Here is a 24,096-nt window from a genome sequence, read left to right on the forward strand (position 1 = left end):
CGCGCCCTTCTCCTCAGTTCGGCTCGCGTGCCGGGTCGTGCGGGCCGAGCGGCAGCACGACGCGCACCACGGTGCCGCGATTGTTGTGGCCTGGTCCGGTCGCAAAGCGCGCCGAGATCAGCCGCGCCCGGGTCTTCATATTGTCGATGCCGCCGCCGATCCGCCCCCGCGCCTTGGCGAGCCCGGTGCCGTCGTCGGAGATTTCGATCGATAGCCGCTCGTCGTCGGCCTCCAGCCGCACCGTGACGGCGAGCGGCGCGGCATGGCGCACCGCATTGTTGATCGCTTCCTGGGCGATGCGGAACAGCGCGACGCTGACGGTCGGTTCCAGTTGCTCCAGCGCGCCATGCGTCTCGTCGACGAGGCCCCATTCGATGGCCGATCCGGTGTCGCGGGTCGAGCGGTCGAGATGATGCTCGATCGCCTGGGCGAGGCCGAAGAGCTGAAGCACGGAGGGTTTTGCCTGCTCGATAATCTGCCGCAGATCCTGCATGCAATGCTGCAGCGAACGGGAGAGCGGCTCCAGCGCCTCGGACGCCACCTCGCCGTTGCGCGACAGCCGATCGATCCGGCGGGCGAGCCGGGTCAGGTCGGCGAGCGTCTGGTCGTGCAGGTCCATGCCGATGCGCTGGCGTTCCTGTTCCAGGGCTTCGGTCAGCTTCAGCGCGCCTTGCCGCAGCCCTTCCTCGCGGGCGCGGGCCTCGGCCTCGACGATCGCCGAGCGTTGCGCCTGCTCGGCCGCCTGCAGCGCAAAGAAATAGGGTGTCAGCAGATCAGCGATGATGCGGGCGCGTTCGATATCCTCCATCGTATAGACGCTCGCCCGGTGCGACGAACAGGAGAGTGCGGCGATGATCGTGCCCTGCACCTTCATGGGCACATGCAGGCGGCTGCGCAGCGACTGTTCGACGATCGGCCGCTTGAACGCGCCCTCGAAGTGGAAACGCGGGTCGGTCATGGCGTCGTCGGCCAGCAGAAACTCCACCTCGCCCCGCAGCAGCGAGCGGATGGGGCTGTTGACCACAGGCGCGCCGGCGAGATCGCCCCAGGCGGTCTCGATGCCGGTCTCGTAGGCGGTGTGGTAGTTGCCGCCCTCCAGAAGCACGCAGACATCGAGATGGTCGTGCGGGATGATATGGGCGACCTCGGCTGCGACGGAGCGGATGGCCGAGCGGAAGTCGAGCTGGCCCGCGAGCAGCCGGGAAATACCGAGATAATGGTCGAACATGGCTGCGGGTGCAGGTTGCAGCATTGTAGTTCCTCCCCGAGACGGCAACAGGCTCCTCAACCCGCCGCGATCTCTTGCAGTAAGCGCCTGCGGAAGCGCCGCGTCTTGCATAAACCCGCAGCTTGTTGCGCAAAACCCGCAAACGACGTGCTGCCTTGCCCCTGTACAGGCCGGTCGATCTCCCGCATCCTGCCCTTACTGAGAGGAGGAAGCTCAGTGCAAGAACAATTTTCACTCGGACCCCGATTGGGCCGGCAGGGTGAAGCGATCCGCCGACCGGCGCGATCATCAGGGAGGAAGACATGACAATCCGCAAGATGCTTCTGGCATCGGCCGCCATTGCTTGCGCCGCGATGCCCGTTTCCGCCTTTGCCGACACGTCGGCCAAGAAAATCGCCCTCTCCAACAACTATGCCGGCAACTCGTGGCGCCAGGCCATGCTGACGAGCTGGGGCAAGGTGACCGGCGAAGCCGTGAAATCCGGCATCGTCGCCGCTGCCGACCCTTTCACCACAGCCGAGAACCAGGCGACGGAACAGGCCGCGCAGATCCAGAACATGATCCTGCAGGGCTATGACGCGATCGTGCTGAACGCCGCCTCACCGACCGCGCTGAACGGGGCGGTCAAGGAAGCCTGCGACGCAGGCATCACCGTCGTGTCCTTCGACGGCATCGTGACCGAACCCTGCGCCTGGCGCATTGCCGTCAATTTCAAGGAAATGGGTCGTAGCGAGGTCGAGTACCTGTCGAAGAAGATTCCGGGGGGCGGCAACCTGCTCGAGATCCGCGGCCTGGCCGGTGTCTTCGTCGATGACGAGATCTCGGCCGGCATCCATGAGGGCGTCAAGCAGTTCCCGCAGTTCAAGGTTGTCGGCTCCGTTCACGGCGACTGGGCCCAGGACGTGGCGCAGAAGGCAGTTGCCGGCATCCTGCCAAGCCTGCCCGACATCGTCGGCGTGGTGACGCAGGGCGGCGACGGTTATGGCGCCGCACAGGCGATTGCCGCGACCGACCGGAAGATGCCGACGATCATCATGGGCAACCGCGAAGATGAGCTGAAATGGTGGAAGGAGCAGAAGGAAGCCAAGGGCTACGAGACCATGTCCGTGTCGATCGCGCCCGGCGTCTCCACGCTCGCCTTCTGGGTCGCCCAGCAGATCCTCGACGGCAAGCAGGTGAAGAAGGACCTCGTCGTGCCCTTCCTGCGCATTGACCAGGACAATCTCGAAACCAACCTCGCCAATACCCAGGCCGGCGGCGTCGCCAACGTGGAATACACGCAGGCGGACGCCATCAAGGTCATCGAGCAGGCAAAGTAAATCTCCCGGTGACTGCCGCCGCGGCCGCAAATGGCCGTGCGGCACTCTTTGCGAAGCAGGCATGGCGGGCAGCATGGATGAGGTTTTGAAGGCGGTGATCGCCGTCGATGGCGCCAAGGTGAGCTTCGGCGCGGTCAGAGCGCTCGACGGCGTCACGCTCCGCGTCATGCCGGGCGAATGCGTCGGCCTCGTCGGCCACAATGGCGCCGGCAAATCCACCATCGTCAGCGTCATCAATGGCGGCCTGACACCGCATGAAGGAAGTGTAGCGAGCGACGGCGAGCGGCTGGAGCGCTATGGCATCAACGCAGCGCGCGCCCGCGGCGTACGCTGCGTTTTCCAGGAGCTTTCGCTCTGCCCCAATCTCTCCATCGTCGAGAATACGCGCATCATGCATCGCCATCTCGGCGGCTTCGGCTGGCGCAGGCGCGCGGCAGAGATCATCGAGAAGAGCCTCGACACCGTCTTTCCCGGCCACGGCATCGACAGCGGCCGGACTGTCGGCGACCTTTCGATCGCCGAGCGGCAGATGGTCGAGATATCAATGGCCTTTTCCGACGCCGGCACCCCGCCGCGGCTGGTGATCCTCGACGAACCGACCTCGTCGCTCGATGCCAGCCTTGCCCGGCAGATGCTCGACCATGTCCGCCGCTTCATCGCCACGGGCGGGTCCGTCATCTTCATCTCGCATATCCTGCACGAGATCCTCGAAACCGCCGACCGCATTATCGTCATGAAGGACGGCCGTGTCGTCGCCGAGCGCCTGGCGCAGGGCTTCGATCATCACGGCCTGGTGGAAGCGATGGGCACCGTTGCCAAGGACGAGGCCGGGCAGCGCTCGGCGCGCGAACTATCCACCGCGCCGCTCATTCTATCGCATCAGGCAAAAGGCCTGCCCTTCACGGCGCGCAAGGGCGAGATCATCGGACTGGCGGGTCTGGCCGGCCACGGGCAGACCGAACTGCTGCTCGCCCTGCATGCCGCCCAGTCCGGCAACTGGCTGCCCGAGCGCGATCCGCTCGTCACCTTCGTCGCCGGCGACCGCCGCCTCAACGGCGTCTTCGAGCTGTGGAGCATCCTGCGCAACTTCTCCATTGCCTCGCTCGGCGATCTGTCCCGGCGCGGCCTGATCCTCGCGGGCGCAGAGGAGACGAAAGGCGCCGACTGGAAGCGGCGGATCGAGATCCGCACGCCTGATATGGCCAACCGGATCCTGTCGCTTTCCGGCGGCAACCAGCAGAAGGTGCTCTTTGCCCGCGCCCTTGCGACGCGCGCGCCTGTCGTGTTGATGGACGATCCGATGCGCGGCGTCGATGTCGGCACCAAGCAGGAGGTCTACGCGATCATCCGCGAGGAGGCAGCGCACGGCCGCACCTTCATCTGGTACTCGACTGAAATGGACGAGGTCCGCCTCTGCGACCGCGTCTACGTTTTCCGCGAAGGCCGCATCACCGCCGAACTCGCCGGTGATGCCGTCAACGAGACGAATATCATCGCCGCCTCCTTCGAAGGGGTCGCCGCATGACGGTCCGGCTGTCGTCCGACGCCATGCGTCTTGCCATTCCCGCCCTGTCGCTGACGTTGCTGCTCGCCGCCGTCTTCTGGCTGCAGCCGCGCGCCATGAGTTATGTCGGGCTCAACCTGCTGTTCAACCTGGCTGTGCCGATCGCGCTGGCGACGATCGCCCAGATGCTGGTGATGGCGGTGAACGATCTCGATCTGTCGATGGGCACCTTCGTCAGCTTCGTCGCCTGCGTCACCGCAACATTTTTGCGGGATGCCCCGGTGACCGGCGTGCTGATCCTTGCCGGGGCGATCACCACCTATGCGGCGCTCGGCGTCGTCATCCATCTGCGCAACCTGCCCTCCATTGTCGTCACTCTTGGCATGAGCTTCGTCTGGGGCGGCCTTGCCGTGCTGCTGCTGCCCGCACCCGGCGGCCAGGCGCCGGACTGGGTGCGCTGGCTGATGACCGTCAAGCCGCCATTGGCGCCGATGGCGATTGTCGCCAGCATCGTCATCGCCTTAGTCGCCCATCTCCTCGTCATGCGCTCCTCGCTCGGGGTGCTGATCCGCGGCATCGGTGGCAACCAGCGCTCGGTCGAACGCGCCGGCTGGTCGATTGTCGGGGCGCGCGCCACCGCCTATGGACTTGCCGGCTTCTTCGCGGTGCTTGCCGGCATCGCCCTCGTTGGCCTGACCACCTCGGCCGATGCCAATATCGCGCTGCGCTACACGCTGCTGTCGATTGCCGGCGTCATCCTCGGCGGTGGCGAGTTTATCGGCGGTCGCGTTTCCCCCGTCGGCGCCGTCATCGGCGCGCTGACGCTGACGCTCGCCGGCTCGTTCCTGTCCTTCCTGCGCATCTCGCCGGATTGGCAGATCGGGGCTCAGGGCGCGATCCTGATCATCGTCCTGGCACTCCGCCTGATACTGAACCGCCTGGAGAAGCGGGAGAAGCGCCGATGAGCCCTCTCCTTGGCCTGTTCCGCAAACCCTGGATCTGGTCGTGGCTGGCCGCCTTTGTCGTCTGGTTCCTGACGATCATGGTGACGCTCGGGGCGAGCACGCTCGGCCTGTCGCAGGCGGCCCTCACCTTCGCCGCTTTTTCGGTCGTGGTCGGCATTGGCCAGATGTTCGTCATCACGCTCGGCCCCGGCAATATCGATCTCTCGGTTCCCGCCACCATGACGCTTGCCGGCACGGTGGCGCTGAAGCTGATGAATGTCGAAAACGGCATGATCCTGCCCGGTCTTCTCGTTGCCATTCTTATCGGCCTTGTCGTCGGCCTCGGCAATTATGCGCTCATCAAGGCGCTGCGCATTCCGCCGATCATCGCCACACTGTCGATGAGCTTCATCGTGCAGTCCGCGGCGATCTGGACGAACCGGGGATTGCGCATCAAGCCGCCGAGCCTGCTGGCCGAATTCACCACGTCGAACACGCTCGGCGTGCCGAATGTGGCGATCGTCGCGCTCCTGATCTCGCTGCTGGCCTGGTTCCTGCTCGAGAAGACGATCTACGGGCGCTGGATCTCGGCGATCGGCCAGAGCATGCCGGCGGCGCGCATGGCCGGCATTCCGGTCGATGGCACGCGTTTTGTCACCTACCTCTTCTGCGCCGTGCTGGCATCGGTCGCGGGTTATCTGCTCGCCTGCTTCTCCGGCGGCGCCGCGCTCAATATGGGTTCGGAATACCTCTTGATGTCGATCGCCGTTGTGGTGATCGGCGGCACGGCGGTTGCCGGCGGCGATTCCAACGTGCCGGGCATCTGGGGCGCATCGCTCTTCATGTTCCTGGTTGTCTCCATGCTCAACACCTACGGGGTCGGCGCCGGCATTCGCCTGATCATGACCGGCCTCATCATCATCAGCGTCATCATGCTTGCCGGCGGCCGCCGGGCCGGCATGCGATAATTGGGAAGACTGCCATGGCAGAGGCCAGCATCTACGAAATCCACGACCCGCGCTTCCGGCAGTTGATCGTCACGAGCGCCGGTCTCGACGAACTCTATTCCTCCTGCCGCTGGGCGGAGGGTCCCGTCTGGTTCAACGATGCGAACCAGCTCTTGTGGAGTGATATTCCCAACCAGCGCATGCTGCGATGGACGCCGGAAAGCGGCGTCTCCGTCTATCGGCAGCCCTCCAACTTCACCAACGGCCACACGCGCGACCGGCAGGGCCGGCTGATCTCCTGCGAACATGGTGCGCGCCGCGTCACCCGCACCGAGGTCGACGGCTCGATCACCGTGCTTGCCGATCGTTTCGAGGGCGCCAGGCTCAATTCGCCGAACGACGTGGTGGTGAAATCGGACGGCACGATCTGGTTCACCGATCCCACCTACGGCATCATGTCGGACTATGAAGGCTATCGCGCCATACCCGAGCAGCCGAGCCGCAACGTCTATCGGCTCGACCCGGCGACCGGCGTGCTTGCGGCTGTCGTCAAGGATTTCACCCAGCCGAACGGCCTCGCCTTCTCGCCCGACGAGACAATCCTCTATGTGGCGGATTCGGCCGCTAGCCATGACGAAAGCCTGCCGCGTCACATCCGCGCTTTCGACGTGGTCGACGGCGAAAGGCTCACCAACGGCCGCGTCTTCTGCCTGATCGACACCGGCATTCCGGATGGCATCCGCACCGACGTGAATGGAAACCTCTGGTCGAGTGCTGGGGATGGCGTGCACTGCTTCGACCCAATGGGCAAGCTGATCGGCAAGATCCGCGTGCCGCAAACCGTCGCCAACCTCACCTTCGGTGGCCCCAGACGCAATCGGCTGTTCATTGCGGCGACGCGGTCGGTTTATGCGGTCTATGTCGCAGTCAGCGGCGCTCAGGTGCCGTGAAAAGCTGACCCGCTCTAAACGGCAGCGGCGAGAGGCGGTGTCGAATATTGCGCGGTCGGATCCGGCAGCCCGAGGTTGGAACGCAGCGTGCCCTCGCCGTAGTCGCGCCGGTAGACACCTCTTTCCTGCAGGATCGGCACGACCCGGTCGACGAATTCGTCGAAGCCGCTGGGCGTCAGATGCGGTGCGAAGACAAATCCGTCGGCCGCGTCGGCCTGCACATAGCGGTTGATCTCGGTGGCGATTTCATCCGGCGTGCCGACGAAATGCTGCCGGCCGGTGACGCGAATGATCAGTTGGCGAATACTGAGCTTGTCGCGCTCGGCCAGCTCGCGCCAGACACGCGCGGTTTCCAGTCTGCCGGCGACGTCCTGATTGTTGGCGCGCCCCTGCGCCAGCCGCGTCTCGGAAATATCTGGCTCGATCTCAGGCAGAGGTCCCTCCGGGTCGTAGCTGGAAAGATCCCGGTTCCAGACTTGCTCCAGAAACACGATCGCATTCCTGGGGCTGACCTGCTGAAGACGGATCGCTCTCAGCTTCTCCTGCGCATCCGCCTGGGTGTCGCCGATGACGAAATTGGCGCCGGGCAGGATCTTCAGCGCATTCGGGCTGCGGCCGTATTTCGTCAGACGCCGCTTCACATCGGCATAGAAGGCCTGCCCGGCTTCGAGCGAGCCGTGGCGGGAATAGATCAGGTCGGCATGGCTGGCGGCAAGCTCGCGCCCCTCGTCGGAATCTCCCGCCTGCGCGATCACCGGCGCGCCTTGCGGAAGCGGCGACAATGCCGATTGCCCGCCAATGTCGAAATGCCTGGAACCGGCCGCGAAGCCCCCCTCGGTCCACAGCTTGCGCGCGGTTTCGAGGAATTCGCGGGCGCGTTCGTAGCGCTCCCGGTGCGGCAGGTGATCGCCACGACGGAAATTCGCGCCGGTAAATGCGCCCGGGGAGGTGACGACATTCCAGCCGGCACGTCCGCCGGAGAGAATATCGAGCGTCGCCAGTTGCCGCGCCAGCGGATAGGGTTCGTTGAAGGTGGTGGTCAGGGTGCCGATCAGGCCGACATGATCGGTGATCGATGCCAGCGCCGTCAGGATCGCCAGCGTATTGGGGCGACCGGCGACATCAAGCTCATGGAAGCGGCCACCCTGCTCGCGGACCCGCAGACCCTCCGCCAGAAAGATGAAGTCGAATTTTCCGCGCTCCACGGTTTCGGCAAAATGCCGGAACGACGAAAACGCGATCTGGCTTCCGGCCGCCGGATCGCTCCAGACTGTGAAGTTGTTGACGCCGGGAAACTGGGCTCCCAGGATAACCTGTTTCTTGGTCATGGACGGTCCTTTCCGCTCACGCAGCAGAGGTGTAGCGATTGATGGCCTTGGGCAGGCCGAGGCGCTCGCGAAGCGTCCCGCTTCCCGGCTTTCGTAAAAGAGACGCGGCTCTGAGCGCCGGAAGGAGTTCGTTGACGAGGTGATCGAGTTGGCTGGGATCTCGGAGGATCAGGCGGACACCATCGGCGCCTGATGCTGCGACCCGGGCAACTTGCGCGGCAAACCCGGCGACGGAAATCGGCTCAGCATCGACGTCGAGATCGACAAAGACGGCTTGTGTTTTCGGATTACCTGGAAGGGTGCGGAGATTGATCCTTTCCGGGATGCCGGGCCGAATGAAGACGACATCGGCCGTGGCCGAGGCGTCGTCGCCTTCGATCTGGACGGCGGCCACGACCGGCTGGCCTTGCGGCGGGCGCGGTGTGATGGACGGCCCGAGGACTTTGAATGCCGCGCTTTCGAAATTGATGTAGTGCAGTTTGGCGCCGTCCAAGAAGCGAAAGCTCTCCCGGTCGCGGATGATGGCGTCTTCTTCCCAGCTGTCCCACAGGCGGCGGATGACCTCGATCGCGTCTTTTGCGTCCTGTTCCAGTGCCGCCCCGTCTGTCGTGGGAAAACCGTCGAGTGCGCCGATCGCCTGCTTTGCCTGCAGGGCGCGATCGCCGCGGAGCTGTTGCGCGAAAAGCCCGGCCCGGCCCTCGCTGACATAATCCAGGGTCGCGATGGCGGTCGAAATGTGGAAAGGTTCCAGATAGTTGACCGGGGCGCCGGCGATGATGCCGATCTTGCGGCTGCGCGGCGCCAGCCAGTTGGCAAGCAGAATGGCATCCAGCCCGTCGCCGCCGGCTGCAGCGAAACCGTCCTCCAAAGTGATGAATTCGACCACCTCGTCAAGACGGGAAACCAGGGTCCGCCAAAAATCGCGCTGGGAGGCGTGGTTGTCGAACGGGTATACGGCGAGATCAACGCCGATGCCGACTTGAAGTCCATTGGGAAGCGTCATGATCTGTTCCGTTGGAATGGTAGATTGGTAATGGCGCTCGCGCCGTCATGCGGCGGAGGCGTCGTGGCTTGCCAGCCGGTCCCTGATCTTCGCTTCCTGTGCTGTCTTCAGCGCGGTGACCCGCGCAGTCGCCTCTTCGAAGGAGGCTGCGGGCGGATAGATCGGTGTTGTCCCCACCTGCCCTGCCTTTTCGCCGATATGTTTTTCGAACGGCAGCGAACGATAGAGAGAGGGATCGGCTGATGGATCGAACAGCGGGCGGTAGCCGAGCGACAGATAAAGGGCGACCGCCTCGGGCTGGCGGAAGCCTGTCGAGAGATAGGATCTGGTGTAACCAAGCTGCGCGGCGCTTTCCTCGAGCGCCAGAACGATGGCGCGGGCCAAGCCCTGACGCCTGAGATGCGGATGCGTCCAGATCCGCTTCATTTCGGCCGTCTCATCGTCGTGGCTCATGAAGGCGCCGCCGGCAACGGTTTGACCATTCCGCTGCAGCAGCAGGAAATCTCCCAATGGATGGGAAAACAGCGAAACGGGATAACGGAAGATCTCCGCCCGCGCCCCGCCGGGGCGGCTCGCGGCTCCGTATCTCCCGTCATATTCGCTGACCAGCCCGTCGATCAGGGGCTGGGCAGCAGGGTCCAGCAATGATGACCGGACAACTATATCAGTCATGAACACGCCTCCGATGAAGGTCTGATCGCTTCCGGATGCGGTTTCAGTAAATGCCCTGAAGGTCGTCCGGCGCGCGCCTAGCATCGTCAGCATGCCCGATCGGAGGATCGGTTTGCACGGCATGATTGTTGCGTTTGCCGCCGAATATTAAAAGATCATTGCTCGATTTGATAGTTTACTAAAATTATAGATTGCGTGTTTTAATCGACCTGCCGGGTCGGGAGCAGATATGTCATACGCCCTCAGTTTTCTCGATAAAAGTCCGATCCATGGCCCGGAACCGGCAGCCGCAGCGCTGCAACGCAGCCTGAGCCTGGCCAAAAGGGCCGAGGATCTCGGCTATCGGCGGTTCTGGGTGGCCGAACATCATAACTCTCCCAGCCTCGCAAGCTCGTCGCCTGAGGTGTTGATCTCATTTCTGCTGGCTCGAACAAGCCGCATCAACATCGGCTCCGGCGGAGTCATGCTCCAGCATTACAGTGCCTACAAGGTCGCGGAGAATTTCAACCTGCTTGCCGCTCTCGCGCCGGGCCGGGTCGATCTCGGCGTCGGCAAGGCGCCCGGGGGCCTGCCGCTGTCGACGCGCGCCCTGCAGCAGGCCTACGACCCCGAACGCAAGCCGTCCTTCTCAGAGCAATTGACCGAACTCGATGGTTTTCTGCACCACGGAGACGCCGGCCAATCGCAGGACGAACGTCCTGTCGCCTTTCCGGTGCCGGACCAGCCGCCCGGCCGCTTTGTGCTCGGCGCAAGTGCGGAGAGCGCGACGCTCGCCGCCCGTCTCGGATGGGGCTTTGTCTATGCCGCGCATATCCACGGAGATGCGAGCGCGATCGCCGAAGCGCTGGCGGCTTACCGCAATGCGGGCGGCACATCGGCGCTGTTGGCCCTGAGCGTCATCACCGCAGAAACGAATGCGCTTGCCGAAAGCATCGGCGGCGAGACCCGCCGGTTCCGGGTCGAGGTCGAAGGCGGCCAGGCAGTGAATGTCGGCAGCGAGGATCAGGCGCGCGAATATGTGCGCCAGTCGGGCAAGACGCAGTACCAGATCGAGGAGCGAAGCCCGCGCCTCATTCGCGGCACGCCGTCGAGCGTCCATGCCGAGCTGCAGCAGCTGCACAGGACCTATGGTGTCGCCGAATTCATCATTGACTGCCCGCTGTCGGATGGGGCGCAACGCCTGAAAACGATCGAACTCCTGGCAGCCGGGCGCGCAGCCATCGCCGCCTGATCATCGGACAACAAATCGGGGGGCCATCACCGTGGTAACAAGACGAGATTTTCTAGCCGGCACCGGCATTGCGGCCCTCTCCCTGTCGGCAGGATTGCGGCCTTCCCCGACAGAGGCCAAGGATCTGCCGGCCAGCGGCGGCTCGCTGAGCTGGGGCGTCGAAACGGAACCGAGCACGCTCAATCCGCATCTGAACGGCCAAGCCAAGGCCAAGCTGATCCTGCGGAATGCCTATGAAACATTGCTGGCCCGCACGCCGGATGGCGGCTACGTGCCGTGGCTGGCGAAAAGCTATTCGGTCTCCGACGATGGCAAGACCTATACTTTCACCCTGCGCGACGATGTGACCTTCAGTGACGGCGAAAAGCTCGATGCGGCCGCCGTGGCGCTCAACTTCACCAAGCTGAAAGAGCCGACCTATTCCGGCAGCATCAGTGCCGGTCACGTTTCGTATGTCTCCGAAGCGATTGCGGTGGATTCCCACACGGTGGTGCTGAAGCTTAACGACGCCTATTCGCCCTTCCTCGACGGCGCCGCCGGCATAGAGATCCTGTCGCCGAAATCATTCTCGTCGTCGCAGCTGAAGTCGGGTGGCCCTGACATCGCAGGCACTGGCCCCTTCATTCTCGACCGCTATGTCAAGGGCCAGGAAATCCGCTTCAAGAAGAACCCTGGTTATAATTGGGCTCCTGAAAACGCAGCTCATCAGGGCCCTGCCTATCTCGACGAGGTGATTTATCGTTTCCTGCCGGAGTCGGCGGTGCGAACGGGCGCGCTGACCTCCGGACAGGTGCATGTCATCGAAGGCATAGCCGGCAATGATGCTGCCGTTTTCAAGGACAATCCGGATTTCACCTACCAAAGCGCCATCAACACCGGAACGCCCTACACGCTCTTCCTCAACGTGACGGCCGGCCCGACCACCGACGTCAAAGTGCGCAAGGCGGTGTTGGCGGCCATCGACGTGGAGCGGGTGATCGCCTCGGTCTATCGCGGGGAACGCAAGCGTGCCTGGGGCATTCTCACGCCCGCCGACACGGATTTTTACGACAAGAGCATCGAGGGCCGTTACGGCTTCGACGCTGGGCTCGCCAACAGCCTTCTCGACGAGGCAGGCTGGACCGCAAGGGACGCCGATGGTTTCCGCACGAAGGATGGCAAGCGCCTGACCATCGAGATCGTGCAGTCCCAGGCGACGCTGCGTGACCAGCGCGACATCCTCCTCCAGGCCGTCCAGGCGCAGGCCCGCCAGAACGCCGGCATCGATCTTGCCTTGCAATATGTCGATGCCGGGACCTATGCGAACCGTCAGAAGGACGGGCAGTACGGCATCATCCCCAATTCGACCACGACGCAGGAAAACGGCGTCACCATCTATTTCCATTATCTGCCGCGCGCCAAGGGCGGATCGATCAATTACAGCCGCACGGAAGCACCGGAAATTTCCGCCTGGCTTGCTGAAGCTGCCTCGACGCTCGATGCCGGGAAACGCTTCGAGATCTACGCTGAACTGCAGCGCTTTGCGCTGCTCGATCAAGCGCTCGGACTGCCGCTCTATGTGCCTGATGATCAGATCGCCGCCTCCATTGCGGTCAAGGGCGTCGGTTTCCGGCCGTTCAAGCGGCTTCCTGAAAACGCATACGACATCTGGCTGCAGCAGCCGGCATGAGCCGAGCTCCGTCGGCTTTCCAACAAGGGAGACAAAACCGAAATGCCTATCCGCAGACAGTTCCTGACCGTGACCGCAGCCGTTCTTGCGGCCTCCATGCTGCCGGGTCTTTCCATTGCTGAAGATGCCAAGCCTGTTAGTGGCGGCAAGTTGGCATGGGGCGTCGAAACGGAGCCCGCCACGCTCAACCCGCAACTGAACGGCCAGGACAAGACCAAGCTTCTGCTGCGCAACGCCTATGAATCGCTGCTCGCCCGAACGGCCAAGGGTGGATACGTTCCGTGGCTGGCGACCGAGTACAAGATTTCCGAGGACGGCAAGACCTACACATTCAAGCTGCGCAATGACGTCAGCTTCACCGATGGCCAGAAACTGAACGCTGAAGCCATCGTGACGAATTTCACCAAGCTCAAGGATGCGGCCTATTCCGGCAGTGTCAGCGCCGGCCCGGTCTCGCGTATCGAGGAGGTGAAGGCCGTGGGCGACGACACCGTCTCCTTCACGCTCAAGCAGGTCTATGCCCCTTTCCTCGACTATGTCGCCAGCTTGGAAATCCTCTCTCCTTCCGCTTTCGCCTCTTCGCAGCTGAAGTCCGGAGGACCTGAAATCGCCGGCACCGGACCCTTCATCCTGAAGCGCTACGCCAAGGGCCAGGAAATCCAGTTCGCCAAAAACCCCTCCTATAACTGGGCGCCGAAAATTGCAGCCCATCAGGGGCCGGCCTATCTCGACGAAGTGACCTATCGCTTTCTGCCGGAATCCTCGGTGCGGGCCGGGGCGCTCACCTCAGGCCAGGTCGACGTGATCGAAGGCATTTCCGGCAATGATGCGGCGCTGTTTAAGGAAAATGCCGATTTCAGCTATCAGACCGCATTGAACACCGGCACGCCCTATTCGCTCTTCCTGAAGGTCACCTGGGGGCCAACCCAGGATATCCAGGTGCGAAAGGCGCTGGTGGCGTCCATCGATGTGGATGCCGTGTTGAAAGCAGTCTATCGCGGCGAGCGCACGCGGGCCTGGGGCATCACCTCCCCGATCGATCCGCAGTTCTACGACAAGAGCATCGAAAAGGCCTACGGCGCCGATCCGAAGCTCGCCAACCGCCTGCTGGATGAAGCCGGCTGGACGACGCGCGATGCCGACGGTTTCCGCACGAAGGACGGCAAGCGTCTGACCATCGAGGTCGTTCAGGCCCAGGCCACGGTGCGCGACCAGCGCGACGTGCTGCTGCAGGCGCTGCAGGCGCAGGCGCGTCAGAATGCCGGCATCGATCTCGCCATCGTCTTCGTCGATGCGGGCACCTATACGGACCGGCGCAAAACCGGCCAGTTCGGCTCGATCGCCAATTCCAATACACCGACCGACGCCATCGACATCGAATATCACTACCTGCCCCTGGATAAGGGCGGCACCATCAATTACAGCCGCGCCGCCGCGCCTGAACTGGCGCAATGGCTGAACGAGGCCGCCTCGACCCTCGACAACAAGAAGCGCTTCGAACTCTATGCGGGTCTGCAGCGCTTTGCCATTGTCGACCAGGCTTATGCCCTGCCGCTGTACGAGCCTGAGGATCAGGTGGCGGCAGCCGACTATGTGAAGGGCATCAGCTTCCGTCCCTTCAAGCAGCTGCCCGAAAGCGCCTACGACATCTGGCGCAGCGAATAACTCCGTCCCGTCAACGCAACCCGGCGGTCGTGGCCGCAGGGCCCATGCAGGAGCGACAGACAATGACTGCTGATAACACGACGGTCCTGGGCAAGGCGCCCGCCGCCTTTTTCTCGCGGCGGCGCCGGCTGAATCGCAACAGCCTGAGCTCGCAGATCCTGGCCCGGTTCGGCTCCGGTATCCTTGTTCTGTGGGCGGCGGTGAGCCTGAGCTTCATCAGTCTCCAGCTCGCCCCTGGCGACATTGTCAGCCTTCTGATCGGTGAACAGTTGCGAACGCCGGAGGTGGAAGCCGCCATCCGCGCCGAGTGGGGTCTGGATGAGCCGCTGCTGACGCAATATTTCTCATATCTCTCGCGTATCCTGCATGGCGATTTCGGCCGTTCCTACATCCTGCAAACCGACGTTTCCGGCCTGGTCCTATCGCAAATGCTGCCGACCTTGAAGCTGACGGCGGCGGCACTGGTGGTTGCGGTGGTATTTGCGGTGGCCAGCGCCGTCATCACCGCCGGCAAGCGCCTGCCCCGCAGCATCGCTGGCGGGATCGAGCTCATTCTGATCTCGACGCCGACCTTCTGGCTCGGCATCCTGCTGCTGTTCGTCTTCTCCTTCACGCTGAAGCTTTTCCCCGTCTCCGGCGACCGGGATATTTCCGCACTGGTGCTGCCGGCCCTGTCGCTCGGCCTCTCTCTCGGCGCCGTCATCGGCCAGGTTCTGCGTGAGGGGCTGGAGCGGGCTCTGGAAGAGCCGTTCGCCCTGACCGTTCGCAGCTGGGGTGCCGGCGACCTCGTCCTGCGGCTGCGGCATGGCCTGCGGCACGCCGCTCTGCCCGCCGTCACGCTGACAGGCTGGCTGATCGGCAACCTGCTGTCCGGCGCCGTCATCACCGAGGCGGTGTTCGGCCGGCCGGGGCTTGGGCGGATCACGGTCAACGCCGTTCTGGCGCATGACCTGCCGGTCGTGCTGGCGGTCGCCGTGCTTTCCGCCTTCGTTTATGTCGTGCTGAGCACGCTGGTCGACATTCTCTATCTGCTGCTCGACCCTCGCCTGCGCAACGACGCCAGGGGGGCAGGCCGATGAGTGTTTCCTCCACGGCGCCGGAGCAAGGAAACGGCCGACCCGTCCGCCTGCTCCGCGCGGCCCTGTCCCGACCGGGCGTTATCGTATCCTCACTTTTCCTGTTACTGGTGGCGGTTGCAACCATCTGGCCGCATGTCCTGACCGCGGCCGATCCGATCGCCGCCGACCCGTTGCAGGCGCAGTTGCCGCCTTCCATCAACCATTGGTTCGGCACCGATCATCTTGGCAGGGATGTCTTTTCCCGTGTCGTGCATGGCGCCCGCTACTCCATTCTGATCGGCGTCAGCGCCGTTGCCATCGCTGCCGTCGTCGGCTCGCTGCTCGGTCTTGTCTCGGGCCTCGCCCGCGGTCTCGTCGACGAAGCGATTTCGCGTTTCCTCGACGTGGTTTCCTCCTTTCCGGATCTGCTGCTGGCGCTGGTGCTGATCTCATTCACCGGTCCCGGCACCGTCAACCTGATCTTCGCGCTCGGCGTGGCATCGGTGCCCCGTTTTGCCAGGGTGGTGCGCGCGCAGACCTTCGTGATCGCCAAAAGCGGCTATGTCGAACAGGCCAAAACATTCGGGCTGACGCCGCGCGTGCTGGTCATCCGCCATGTCCTGCCGCATGCGATAGCCCAGGTTCCAATTCTGGCGACGATCGGCCTCGGCACGACGATCATCCAGGCCGCCGGCCTGAGCTTTCTCGGCATGGGGCCGCAGCCTCCGGCACCGGAATGGGGCGCAATGCTGGCCGAAGCCCGCAATTACCTTCGCGTCGCCTGGTGGATCGGGGTGTGGCCCGGTCTTGCCATCACGCTGACGGTCATTGCCATCAGCGTTCTCGGAAAACGCTGGCAATTGGCCTTCGAAGGCAGGAGGCAGTCGTGACATCAGTCGTTCACATCACCAATCTCAGCATCGGCTTTCCGCAGAACGAACGCGCCAATGCCGTCGTCCACGGCATCGACCTGACGATCGACAAGGGGGAGACCGTTGCTCTGGTGGGTGAATCCGGTTCCGGCAAATCCGTGACAGCCCGTTCGCTCATCGGCCTTTCCGGCGTCGGCGCCAATGTGCGTGCCGACCGGTTCGACATCGATGGTGAAAGCGTCCTCAATTTCGGCGAAAGGGACTGGCGACGCCTGCGTGGCGAAAAGATCGGCTTTGTTCTTCAGGATGCGCTGGTGTCGCTCGATCCGCTACGGCGGATTTCCCAACAATTGTCGGATGCCTTCGGCAGACGCGGCCTTTTCTCCCGCCCGAATGTCGGCCGGGACAGCCACGCGCTGCTGCGGTCGGTCGGCATTCCCGACCCGGAAAGGCGCCTGCCGCAATATCCGCATCAATTGTCCGGCGGGCTGCGCCAGCGCGCCCTCATCGCCACGGCGATTGCCAGGCAGCCGTCGCTGCTGATTGCCGATGAGCCGACAACGGCGCTCGACACCACCGTGCAAAAGCAGATCCTCGATCTCCTGGCCGAGCGCCGGAAGGCCGGGCACACGCTGCTGCTGATCAGCCATGATCTCGCCGTCGTCTCGCGCCTGGCCGACCGCGTGCTGGTGATGCAGAATGGCAGGATCGTCGAGGAAGGACCGCCGGGCAGGATCCTGAGCAATCCGGAACATCCCTACACAAGGCAATTGCTCGATGCGGTGCCGTCGGCGGGATCGCGGGGCTTTCGTCTGTCTCCTCCCAGCGAGCTTCATTCCCGGCAACAGACTGCGCGGCCGCCTGCAGAACCAGTCGAGCGGTTGCGTATTCCGCTGCCGGCCAAACATATCGACCAGGAGAACCGCGTCCTGTCGGCCCTTAATCTCTTCAAGCGTTACGGAGGGGCCGGCGGCGCATTTGCCGTCAATGATGTGTCGTTCGACCTCGCCGCCGGCGAGGCGCTGGGCATCGTCGGCGAGTCCGGCTCCGGCAAGACCACCGTCGCGAAGATAGTCCTCGGCCTGGTCGAGCCGGACGACGGCACGGTGTTCATCGGCGGCGAGCAGTGGAGCAATATTCCGGAAACTCGACGCCGCTTGCGGCGCGCCAGCATGCAATTGATCGCCCAGGATGCCTTGAGTTCGTTCGACCCGCGCTACACGGTCGAAAAGATCGTCGGCGAGAGCCTCGACTCCGTCGGCATCTTCGGCGCGTCCCGCCGCGAGCGTGTGCTCGAAGTGCTGGATGCCGTCCGCCTGGGGTCGGCCTATCTCCACCGTCATCCGCGGGAGCTCTCCGGCGGCCAGCGCCAGCGGGTGGCAATCGCCCGCGCCTTCGCGCCGCGACCGCGGCTTCTGGTGGCCGATGAACCGGTCAGCGCCCTCGACGTTTCGGTGCAGGCACAGGTTCTTGATCTGCTCGCCGAACTGCAGGCCGCCTCCGGTACGGCGCTTCTCTTCATCTCCCATGATCTCGGCGTCATCAACCATCTCACCGATCGCGTGCTGGTGATGAAGGACGGCCGGATCGTCGAGGCGGGCGGCGTCGAGCACGTCTTTTCCGCTCCGCAGCACAGCTACACCCGCGCCCTGCTGGATGCGGTTCCGGCTTTGGCCTGACCGGCGCTTGCAACAACGCCCGGCAAGAGCTTGCCGGAGACATGAAATTCCATCTGCGAGAAACCCGTCATGACCCCTACCCGCAAACGTCGCCTGAAGACCCTGACCGGCGCCAGCAGCGTCATCTCCGCGTCGAATGACACAACGCCATCGACGGGTGCAAAGCGTGCCGTCGAGCTCGCCCGCAAAGCCGAGGCCGAGAAGATCACCGGCTTGTTCACCGCCGATCTTCTGCATATCGACCCGGCCGGCCTTGCCGGCACAGCCGGCATCCAGGAACCGATCATCGCACTTGCGGCGCTGAGCCAGGCGACGTCTGAGATCGGCCTGATCGCCACCGTCTCGACCACCTTCCATCACCCTTACAATCTGGCGCGCCAGATCGGTACGCTGGATCATGCCAGCGGCGGCCGCACCGGTTGGAATGCGGTGACATCCTCAGTCGGCGAAGAGAATTTCGGAGAGACGCTGCCGAGCCCGGAGGAACGTTATGAACGCGCCGCCGAATTCATCGAGATCGTCAACGCGCTCTATGATGCCAATGAACGGGACGCGGCCCAGCGCAAGGGTTCCGGAGCCGTCGGCATCGACCCGGCCAAGTTCCATCGCATCGATTATCGCGGCAAGCATTTCAGCGTCGCCGGCCCGTTGAACGTGCCGCCCTTGCCGCAGCGCCGCCCGGTGCAGTTTCAGGCCGGTCAATCCGAAGCCGGGGTGACGGTGGGCGCCCGCTATGCAGAGGTCGTCTACACCTCGCAGCCCAAGCTCGAGGACGCCATCGCCTTCGCGACCGATCTGCGCCGCCGCGCGGCGAGTTTCGGCCGTGGTAACAATCTGCCCTTCATCATGAATTCCTTCCATTCGGTGATCGGCGAGTCCGACGCCGACGTGGCGCGGCGGCTGAAGGAAAAGCACGAACGCATCGATTATGAGCAGGGTCGGCTGAAGCTCGCCGACATGCTGGGCGGCGATCTCGATCTCTCCGGCCTGCCGCTGGACAGGCCGCTGCCGGAAACATTGCTGCCTGACGTGACCAGCATCAACCGCAGGCGCGGCAGGGTGGAAATCTTTCGTCGCTACGCCCGCCAGGGGTTGACGCTGCGCGAGCTGATCATTCAGGCCCAGGAAACCGGCCACTGGTCGGTCGCCGGCACGCCGGAACAGCTGGCGGATGCGATCGAAGAGCGCGTCAAGGCAGGCGTTCTCGATGTCCTGTCGCTGCACGGCCTGGGCAATCCCGACCAGGAGGACCTGCTGTTGAATGGATTGCTTCCGGAACTCCGGCGCCGTCAACTGATCGATACCGACTATGTCGGAGAAGATTTCCGTTCCAATCTGGAACTGCCGCCGCTGGCGCCGCCGACGGTCAGCCAGTCATCGCGAACGGCCTGACGGCAGGCCGTTCCCAGTTCGGGAAGACGCATGTCAGTCTTACACGTCGTCAAGGACTTTGGCGACGTCGTGGGCTTTGGCCACCTCACCGATCCAGCTGTTGAGCAGTGACGCAGCCGCATGGCTTTGCGACACGATCTGAGGCACCAGATCGATATCCGGGAGGCTGCCGAGACCAAGCGGCCCCATTGCGAACAGCGCATGCAGCGCGCCCGACCTGGTTCGCCCGCTTTCGTCTACGACGATCCCGATTTCGAGTTCGTCCCGCGTTGCCAGACCCGCAACGATCAGCGAGCGGACCAGCGGGCTATCGGTGCCGGACGGTCGGAATCGGCAGTCGATCGTCAGATCCGCGGGAAGGACCTCGAGCCCGGCCGGGGCCGAAAACAGCACGCCGTTCGTGGCGATACGATCCACTTTTCCCTTCCTCACGGTAATCGCGCCGCTGGCGATCGCATGATGAAGGCGCTGATAGTGCTCAGGCGGCAAGCGGTTGCGATGGCTGTCGTAAATGGCCTTCACGTGGCGTTTGAACCGTGCACGTTCTTGTGGCGTCAGTCCCGCCCAGAGGTCGCGTGCGCGTGAACGAAAGCCGTTCATGATGCCTTGCCATCCCGTACCTTCCAGATCGGCCTTGCTCGCAGCCTCACGCAGGAAGCGGAATGCGCCGCGCAGCGTGCCCGGCACGGGTTGGTCGGTGAGAACAGCTCCGACGGCGGCGGCGGCATGCGACTGCGGCAGGAAGCCCGATTCCGAAATCAACGTGACATGGGAAATCTTGGCGTCTGCCAGCAATCCCAGCGCCCTGTCGACCGCGTGGATGCCGCCGCCGATCACGACAGCATTTTGCGCTCCGCCGGCAGGAGCCAAGTCCGACGTTTCCCGCAGGCCGTAACCGGTCGCGAGAAAGGCGGCATCGAAACGGGTTCGCTGCTCAGGCCCGAGGAAAACCGAATATCCTCCACCCGGATGCCTGTCGATCGCCGTCACGGCATCCGAGCTAAACTGGACGATGACATCGGGCCGATGCGTCAGGGCTTCGGAGAAGCGTTTATACACATAGGTGCTGAAGATGTCTCCGGGCACGAAGGCGTGTTCGAGACCGGCAGGATCCGATGTCAGGCGATCGCGCCATGTGTCGTCCGTTTCCAACCACCGGCGAAAATCGTCCGGCAGCTTGGGATCGACGGAAAGGTCGCGAACGCGGCTGGTCAGCACCGTCGACGCCGGTTGACTGATGCCCTCGCTGATATCGATCTTTGCGCGCGGATCGAACATCACCAGATGGAAGGGCCGATCAACTCTCTTGAAAAGAGCGATTGCGGTCATGATCCCGGTAAAGCCCCGGCCGATAATCGCAATCCTTGCGAGATGGTCGGCATCCCTGCTCTCCGGGTTCGAAGAACGTGACGAGAGAAGAGTCATTCATCGGCTCCTTCTGCGTTGGATCGCCCGGCCCCGTATCCGCCAGGTCCGATCGACCACATAATTCTCTACCAAAATAATAGAAAATGAAATCCGGAACGCAAGCCCTATTCGACTGGAAACAATGACGGCCCGGTTTCGGTGTTCGGCGGGCCTTGGTTTTCCCCTTGCGGCTGCTAGCTCCAAGCCTTCCGGAGCACCGGTGACGGGGGATGCGGCGGCTTGGTAATAATTTCCCGCTCCTTGCGAAAAAAGAGAGGAATTTTAGAGTGACCGCGAAGATTGATGTAATTTTAAACCATCTATCACAGGCAGGATTACCTTAACGTCTGCATGCGGATGTCGCGACATCCGCATGCGGAAGGAAGGTAGCATGACGGTCCCCTTGGTCAGCTTGAGCAATCTTTCGACGGAGCCCCTGGCCTCGCCTCAGGTCGCCGCGATTTGGGAGGCTCTTTGCGCGGAGGCCGTCAATGCTTCGGCCAAGGATGCAGCCCTCACGCGCGCCATGAATTCGGCAGTGCTTTATCACGCGAGTTTCGCCCAGGCGCTCGCCCAGCGGGTCGCGATCAAACTGGCCAATCATGACCTCGACCATGACGAGCTGCTGGCGGTGATCGCCCAGGCCTTCATCGGCAATCGCAATATCGTTGCCGATGCCGCGGCGGATCTGACGGCGATCAAGGAACGTGATCCGTCGAACACGGAAATCCTGACGCCATTCCTGTATTTCAAAGGCTTTGTGGCCTTGCAGGGCCAGCGCGTCGCCCACTGGCTCTGGCACCATGACCGCCTGCATCTGGCGCGCCACATCCAGAGCCGTATTTCCGAAGTTTTCGGCGTCGACATTCATCCGGCCGCAAGGATGGGCAGGAGCATCATGCTCGATCATGGAAGCGGCCTTGTTATCGGCGAGACGGCTGTTGTCGAAGACGATGTATCGATCCTCCAGAACGTCACATTGGGAGGGACGGGCAAGGAGACCGGCGACCGGCACCCGAAGGTGCGGCGCGGCGCCCTGATCGGAGCCGGAGCCAAGATCCTCGGCAACATCGAAATCGGCGTCGGCGCCAAGGTGGGGGCAGGCAGCGTGGTCGTCAATGCCGTCGAAGCCTACACATCGGTGGCCGGCATTCCGGCGAAGCAGGTGGGCAAGCGCCACTTCAACCTGCCGGGCATCACCATGGACCAGACCTTGTCTGAACCGGAGTATATGATTTAAGGCGTGAGGTATGCTTGCTACGGCGATCCTGCCCGGCTCAGATCATCGCCGATCGGCCGTTTCTTCCGTGAGGGTTCTTTTCCAAAGGCGTTCGGCGTCGATGTAGCGTGACGCCGCAAAAAGTGCATGGAATCAACTGCATCTCGCGACTCGCGATATGAGCGGCGCATGCGCCTTAAATCGTTGAATTTCGATTCGTTTCGACGCGGAACAACCCGCCGGCCGATTCGGTTGACTCGCATTGGTTGCGTCATGTCGTTAATGTCTGGACGCACGGCGAAAGTCGGTCGAGGCCGAAATCGGTCCGGGAAGGTAAATTTGAACATGACGCGCTCGCGCCGCCCCTCATTGCCATTCCTCAACGAGTCCAACTCGACCCTGCAGTCTGGTCCGATCCGCAAGCGCGATCCTGACCAGCCAAGCCTTCCGTTCGATCCGATGCCGTCGAGGATCGAACCTTGCCTTGCGCTGCTGAAGCCCACCGTGCCGCTGGGATCGGATTGGCTGTACGAGGTGAAGTGGGATGGCTATCGGCTTGCGATCCATATCGAGCCGAAGGGCGTTCGTGTCATCACGCGCGGCGGCCATGACTGGACTCACCGCTTTCCCGCCATCGCCGTGGCAGCAAAAGACCTGGGTGTGACCACCGCCATACTGGACGGGGAAGCGGTGGTTTTGGACGACCACGGCCGATCGGATTTCGGCGCGTTGCAACGTTCGCTTGGCGGCCGAGGCGGCAAACGGGTTTCGGCCGAGTCCATGCTCTACGCCTTCGACCTCTTGTATCTGGACGGGCATGACCTCACAGGCACCGAGCTCGCCGTGCGCCGGCACCTTCTTGAAGACCTGCTGCCGCAAGGCGGCGATGGGAAGATCCGCTTTTCCGAAGAGATTGAACTGCCCGCCGAAGACCTCCTCGCGCACGCCTGTCATCGTCAGCTGGAAGGCATTATCGCCAAGCATCGCGACCGGCCCTACCGCAGTGGCCGCACGGGCGACTGGCTGAAGATCAAGTGCGTAGAGAGCGAGAGCTTCATGATCGTCGGTTACGAACAATCGCCATCCGCCCGCGGCGGCATCGGCAGTCTGCTGCTCGCCGGCAAGAAGGGCTTCGACTGGGTCTATGTCGGGTCGGTTGGAACCGGTTTCAGCACACGGGATGCCGAGCAGTTGAAAAAGACGCTCGATCGCTTGAAGACGAGCCGGCCGGTCGTTTCCCTGAAGGGCAAGCGCTTCGTCTTCGTGCAGCCGACGCTCATCGCCGAGATCGAGTTTCGCGGCTGGACGGATGACGGCAGTCTCCGCCACGCCTCCTACAAAGGACTTCGCGAGGTTCAGGACAATGCCGCCGTGTTCGATATGTCCGGCTTCGGCCGTTGAAGGACCACGATCATCAGCCTACCTCCCGGATGGTGCTCTGGCTTATGGATCGGGAGTTCGAACGAAAGTAGTTGTCGGTCGCGGATATCGAGCCATCAGTTCTTTAAGAACGGCCCGACCGCAGCACCTGGGCGGCCTAGCTGGATCCGGCCGTCTCTGCGACGTCGCTGATCAAGTCCCTGCCGCCCAGCACTGGCGATCGAACAGGTCGGCTAAATCGCCGCATCGTAAAATAAGATAAATAGTCGACGAAGCGGTCGACATCACGTATGCCGCTCGAATGTCGCTCCCGACAGGCAACAGAAAGTGGCAACTATGGCAAACCCGCCCCGCAGACCTGTCAATCCAATGGACGCTGCCGAAGCGTTGTTCAAACCAGCGAAGAAGAAGGTGGAACAAGCTGTTGAGCGACCGGCGCTGCCGAATAGCAAGGAGCTTGTTTCGCTCAAGATCGACAGTGATGTGCTTGCCTTTTTCCAAGAAGATGGCCCTGGCTGGCAGGATCGGATCAACGATATATTGCGCGCCGCGATGAAGAGCAGGCTCTGACCCTGCTGCACCGGAGTCGCGTCGCCGGCCGAGGCGTGGCCAGCTTCACTCGCAGTCTT

General features: G+C 63.1%; 20 protein-coding genes. 15 read left to right on the forward strand and 5 right to left on the reverse strand.

The genetic code is table 11. The features are described from left to right. Nucleotides 1–13: 13 nt before the first annotated feature. Nucleotides 14–1,252 (reverse strand): sensor histidine kinase, encoded by a 1,239-nt coding sequence (locus QMO82_RS31830; RefSeq protein WP_183610463.1) that lies wholly within the window; start codon nt 1,250–1,252, stop codon nt 14–16. 278 nt (nt 1,253–1,530) lie between these two features. On the opposite strand from QMO82_RS31830, the gene QMO82_RS31835 reads away from it, so the two are divergent. The 5 genes from QMO82_RS31835 to QMO82_RS31855 all read left to right on the forward strand — a co-directional run bounded on the left by QMO82_RS31835 (nt 1,531) and on the right by QMO82_RS31855 (nt 6,892). After that, the gene (locus QMO82_RS31835) at nt 1,531–2,547 is read left to right on the forward strand and encodes an ABC transporter substrate-binding protein (protein WP_183610462.1); all 1,017 of its coding nucleotides are present in this window, start codon (nt 1,531–1,533) and stop codon (nt 2,545–2,547) included. Between the two features lie 73 nt (nt 2,548–2,620). Then, nucleotides 2,621–4,072 carry a sugar ABC transporter ATP-binding protein gene (locus QMO82_RS31840; RefSeq protein WP_183610461.1) on the forward strand — a complete coding sequence of 484 codons (1,452 nt, stop codon included), beginning with the start codon at nt 2,621–2,623 and terminating at the stop codon, nt 4,070–4,072. Continuing rightward, entirely contained in the window at nt 4,069–5,016 is a 948-nt protein-coding gene (locus QMO82_RS31845) for an ABC transporter permease (protein WP_183610460.1), read from the forward strand. Before QMO82_RS31840 ends, QMO82_RS31845 begins: the two co-directional genes overlap by 4 nt. Beyond that, on the forward strand, nt 5,013–5,963 hold the full coding sequence (locus QMO82_RS31850; protein WP_183610459.1) for an ABC transporter permease: 951 nt from the start codon (nt 5,013–5,015) through the stop codon (nt 5,961–5,963). Before QMO82_RS31845 ends, QMO82_RS31850 begins: the two co-directional genes overlap by 4 nt. Before the next feature lie 14 nt (nt 5,964–5,977). Then, nucleotides 5,978–6,892 carry an SMP-30/gluconolactonase/LRE family protein gene (locus tag QMO82_RS31855; protein WP_183610458.1) on the forward strand — a complete coding sequence of 305 codons (915 nt, stop codon included), beginning with the start codon at nt 5,978–5,980 and terminating at the stop codon, nt 6,890–6,892. A gap of 14 nt (nt 6,893–6,906) precedes the next feature. Here QMO82_RS31855 and QMO82_RS31860 read toward each other — a convergent pair whose 3' ends face one another. Genes QMO82_RS31860 through QMO82_RS31870 form a run of 3 tightly spaced genes read right to left on the reverse strand, consistent with a single transcriptional unit; the run spans nt 6,907 to nt 9,895 of the window. Further along, nucleotides 6,907–8,220 (reverse strand): LLM class flavin-dependent oxidoreductase, encoded by a 1,314-nt coding sequence (locus tag QMO82_RS31860; RefSeq protein ID WP_183610457.1) that lies wholly within the window; start codon nt 8,218–8,220, stop codon nt 6,907–6,909. Between the two features lie 16 nt (nt 8,221–8,236). After that, entirely contained in the window at nt 8,237–9,223 is a 987-nt protein-coding gene (locus QMO82_RS31865; protein WP_183610456.1) for an LLM class flavin-dependent oxidoreductase, read from the reverse strand. A 45-nt stretch (nt 9,224–9,268) separates the two neighbouring features. Beyond that, nucleotides 9,269–9,895, reverse strand: coding sequence for a GNAT family N-acetyltransferase (locus QMO82_RS31870; RefSeq protein WP_183610455.1), 627 nt, complete (start codon nt 9,893–9,895; stop codon nt 9,269–9,271). Between the two features lie 229 nt (nt 9,896–10,124). On the opposite strand from QMO82_RS31870, the gene QMO82_RS31875 reads away from it, so the two are divergent. The 7 genes from QMO82_RS31875 (at nt 10,125) to QMO82_RS31905 (ending at nt 19,461) form a co-directional block, all read left to right on the forward strand. Then, nucleotides 10,125–11,126, forward strand: coding sequence for an MsnO8 family LLM class oxidoreductase (locus QMO82_RS31875; RefSeq protein WP_183610454.1), 1,002 nt, complete (start codon nt 10,125–10,127; stop codon nt 11,124–11,126). Nucleotides 11,127–11,157: 31 nt separating this feature from the next. Beyond that, nucleotides 11,158–12,795 carry an ABC transporter substrate-binding protein gene (locus QMO82_RS31880; protein ID WP_183610453.1) on the forward strand — a complete coding sequence of 546 codons (1,638 nt, stop codon included), beginning with the start codon at nt 11,158–11,160 and terminating at the stop codon, nt 12,793–12,795. A 42-nt stretch (nt 12,796–12,837) separates the two neighbouring features. After that, nucleotides 12,838–14,460, forward strand: coding sequence for an ABC transporter substrate-binding protein (locus QMO82_RS31885; protein WP_183610452.1), 1,623 nt, complete (start codon nt 12,838–12,840; stop codon nt 14,458–14,460). Between the two features lie 62 nt (nt 14,461–14,522). Then, entirely contained in the window at nt 14,523–15,539 is a 1,017-nt protein-coding gene (locus QMO82_RS31890) for an ABC transporter permease (RefSeq protein WP_183610451.1), read from the forward strand. Beyond that, the gene (locus QMO82_RS31895) at nt 15,536–16,408 is read left to right on the forward strand and encodes an ABC transporter permease (RefSeq protein ID WP_246718415.1); all 873 of its coding nucleotides are present in this window, start codon (nt 15,536–15,538) and stop codon (nt 16,406–16,408) included. The genes QMO82_RS31890 and QMO82_RS31895 overlap by 4 nt, the downstream gene beginning before the upstream one ends. Further along, nucleotides 16,405–18,069 (forward strand): ABC transporter ATP-binding protein, encoded by a 1,665-nt coding sequence (locus QMO82_RS31900; protein WP_277546468.1) that lies wholly within the window; start codon nt 16,405–16,407, stop codon nt 18,067–18,069. Before QMO82_RS31895 ends, QMO82_RS31900 begins: the two co-directional genes overlap by 4 nt. Nucleotides 18,070–18,138: 69 nt before the next feature. Further along, the gene (locus tag QMO82_RS31905; RefSeq protein WP_183610449.1) at nt 18,139–19,461 is read left to right on the forward strand and encodes an NtaA/DmoA family FMN-dependent monooxygenase; all 1,323 of its coding nucleotides are present in this window, start codon (nt 18,139–18,141) and stop codon (nt 19,459–19,461) included. Nucleotides 19,462–19,500: 39 nt separating this feature from the next. Here the strand turns inward: QMO82_RS31905 and QMO82_RS31910 are convergent, their stop codons facing one another. Further along, nucleotides 19,501–20,886: an FAD/NAD(P)-binding protein gene (locus QMO82_RS31910; RefSeq protein ID WP_183610448.1), complete on the reverse strand. Its 1,386-nt coding sequence runs from the start codon at nt 20,884–20,886 to the stop codon at nt 19,501–19,503. Between the two features lie 373 nt (nt 20,887–21,259). On the opposite strand from QMO82_RS31910, the gene cysE reads away from it, so the two are divergent. The 3 genes from cysE (at nt 21,260) to QMO82_RS31925 (ending at nt 24,037) form a co-directional block, all read left to right on the forward strand. Then, a complete protein-coding gene (gene cysE / locus QMO82_RS31915; RefSeq protein ID WP_183610447.1) occupies nt 21,260–22,108 on the forward strand; it encodes a serine O-acetyltransferase in 849 nt (282 codons plus the stop codon). Between the two features lie 324 nt (nt 22,109–22,432). Continuing rightward, entirely contained in the window at nt 22,433–23,488 is a 1,056-nt protein-coding gene (ligD, locus tag QMO82_RS31920) for a non-homologous end-joining DNA ligase (RefSeq protein WP_183610480.1), read from the forward strand. A gap of 315 nt (nt 23,489–23,803) precedes the next feature. Then, nucleotides 23,804–24,037, forward strand: coding sequence for a BrnA antitoxin family protein (locus QMO82_RS31925; RefSeq protein WP_097616833.1), 234 nt, complete (start codon nt 23,804–23,806; stop codon nt 24,035–24,037). Nucleotides 24,038–24,096: the final 59 nt, after the last annotated feature.

The organism is Rhizobium sp. BT04 (assembly GCF_030053135.1).
GTDB classification, from domain to species: domain Bacteria; phylum Pseudomonadota; class Alphaproteobacteria; order Rhizobiales; family Rhizobiaceae; genus Rhizobium; species Rhizobium binxianense.

Excerpts from the sequence above, each read along its gene's own strand:
- QMO82_RS31830 (WP_183610463.1), bottom strand. The coding sequence starts at position 1,252 with ATGCTGCAACCTGCACCCGCAGCCATGTTCGACCATTATCTCGGTATT.
- QMO82_RS31835 (WP_183610462.1), top strand. The coding sequence starts at position 1,531 with ATGACAATCCGCAAGATGCTTCTGGCATCGGCCGCCATTGCTTGCGCC.
- QMO82_RS31840 (WP_183610461.1), top strand. The coding sequence starts at position 2,621 with ATGGATGAGGTTTTGAAGGCGGTGATCGCCGTCGATGGCGCCAAGGTG.
- QMO82_RS31845 (WP_183610460.1), top strand. The coding sequence starts at position 4,069 with ATGACGGTCCGGCTGTCGTCCGACGCCATGCGTCTTGCCATTCCCGCC.
- QMO82_RS31850 (WP_183610459.1), top strand. The coding sequence starts at position 5,013 with ATGAGCCCTCTCCTTGGCCTGTTCCGCAAACCCTGGATCTGGTCGTGG.
- QMO82_RS31855 (WP_183610458.1), top strand. The coding sequence starts at position 5,978 with ATGGCAGAGGCCAGCATCTACGAAATCCACGACCCGCGCTTCCGGCAG.
- QMO82_RS31860 (WP_183610457.1), bottom strand. The coding sequence starts at position 8,220 with ATGACCAAGAAACAGGTTATCCTGGGAGCCCAGTTTCCCGGCGTCAAC.
- QMO82_RS31865 (WP_183610456.1), bottom strand. The coding sequence starts at position 9,223 with ATGACGCTTCCCAATGGACTTCAAGTCGGCATCGGCGTTGATCTCGCC.
- QMO82_RS31870 (WP_183610455.1), bottom strand. The coding sequence starts at position 9,895 with ATGACTGATATAGTTGTCCGGTCATCATTGCTGGACCCTGCTGCCCAG.
- QMO82_RS31875 (WP_183610454.1), top strand. The coding sequence starts at position 10,125 with ATGTCATACGCCCTCAGTTTTCTCGATAAAAGTCCGATCCATGGCCCG.
- QMO82_RS31885 (WP_183610452.1), top strand. The coding sequence starts at position 12,838 with ATGCCTATCCGCAGACAGTTCCTGACCGTGACCGCAGCCGTTCTTGCG.
- QMO82_RS31890 (WP_183610451.1), top strand. The coding sequence starts at position 14,523 with ATGACTGCTGATAACACGACGGTCCTGGGCAAGGCGCCCGCCGCCTTT.
- QMO82_RS31895 (WP_246718415.1), top strand. The coding sequence starts at position 15,536 with ATGAGTGTTTCCTCCACGGCGCCGGAGCAAGGAAACGGCCGACCCGTC.
- QMO82_RS31905 (WP_183610449.1), top strand. The coding sequence starts at position 18,139 with ATGACCCCTACCCGCAAACGTCGCCTGAAGACCCTGACCGGCGCCAGC.
- QMO82_RS31910 (WP_183610448.1), bottom strand. The coding sequence starts at position 20,886 with ATGACTCTTCTCTCGTCACGTTCTTCGAACCCGGAGAGCAGGGATGCC.
- cysE (WP_183610447.1), top strand. The coding sequence starts at position 21,260 with ATGACGGTCCCCTTGGTCAGCTTGAGCAATCTTTCGACGGAGCCCCTG.
- ligD (WP_183610480.1), top strand. The coding sequence starts at position 22,433 with ATGACGCGCTCGCGCCGCCCCTCATTGCCATTCCTCAACGAGTCCAAC.
- QMO82_RS31925 (WP_097616833.1), top strand. The coding sequence starts at position 23,804 with ATGGCAAACCCGCCCCGCAGACCTGTCAATCCAATGGACGCTGCCGAA.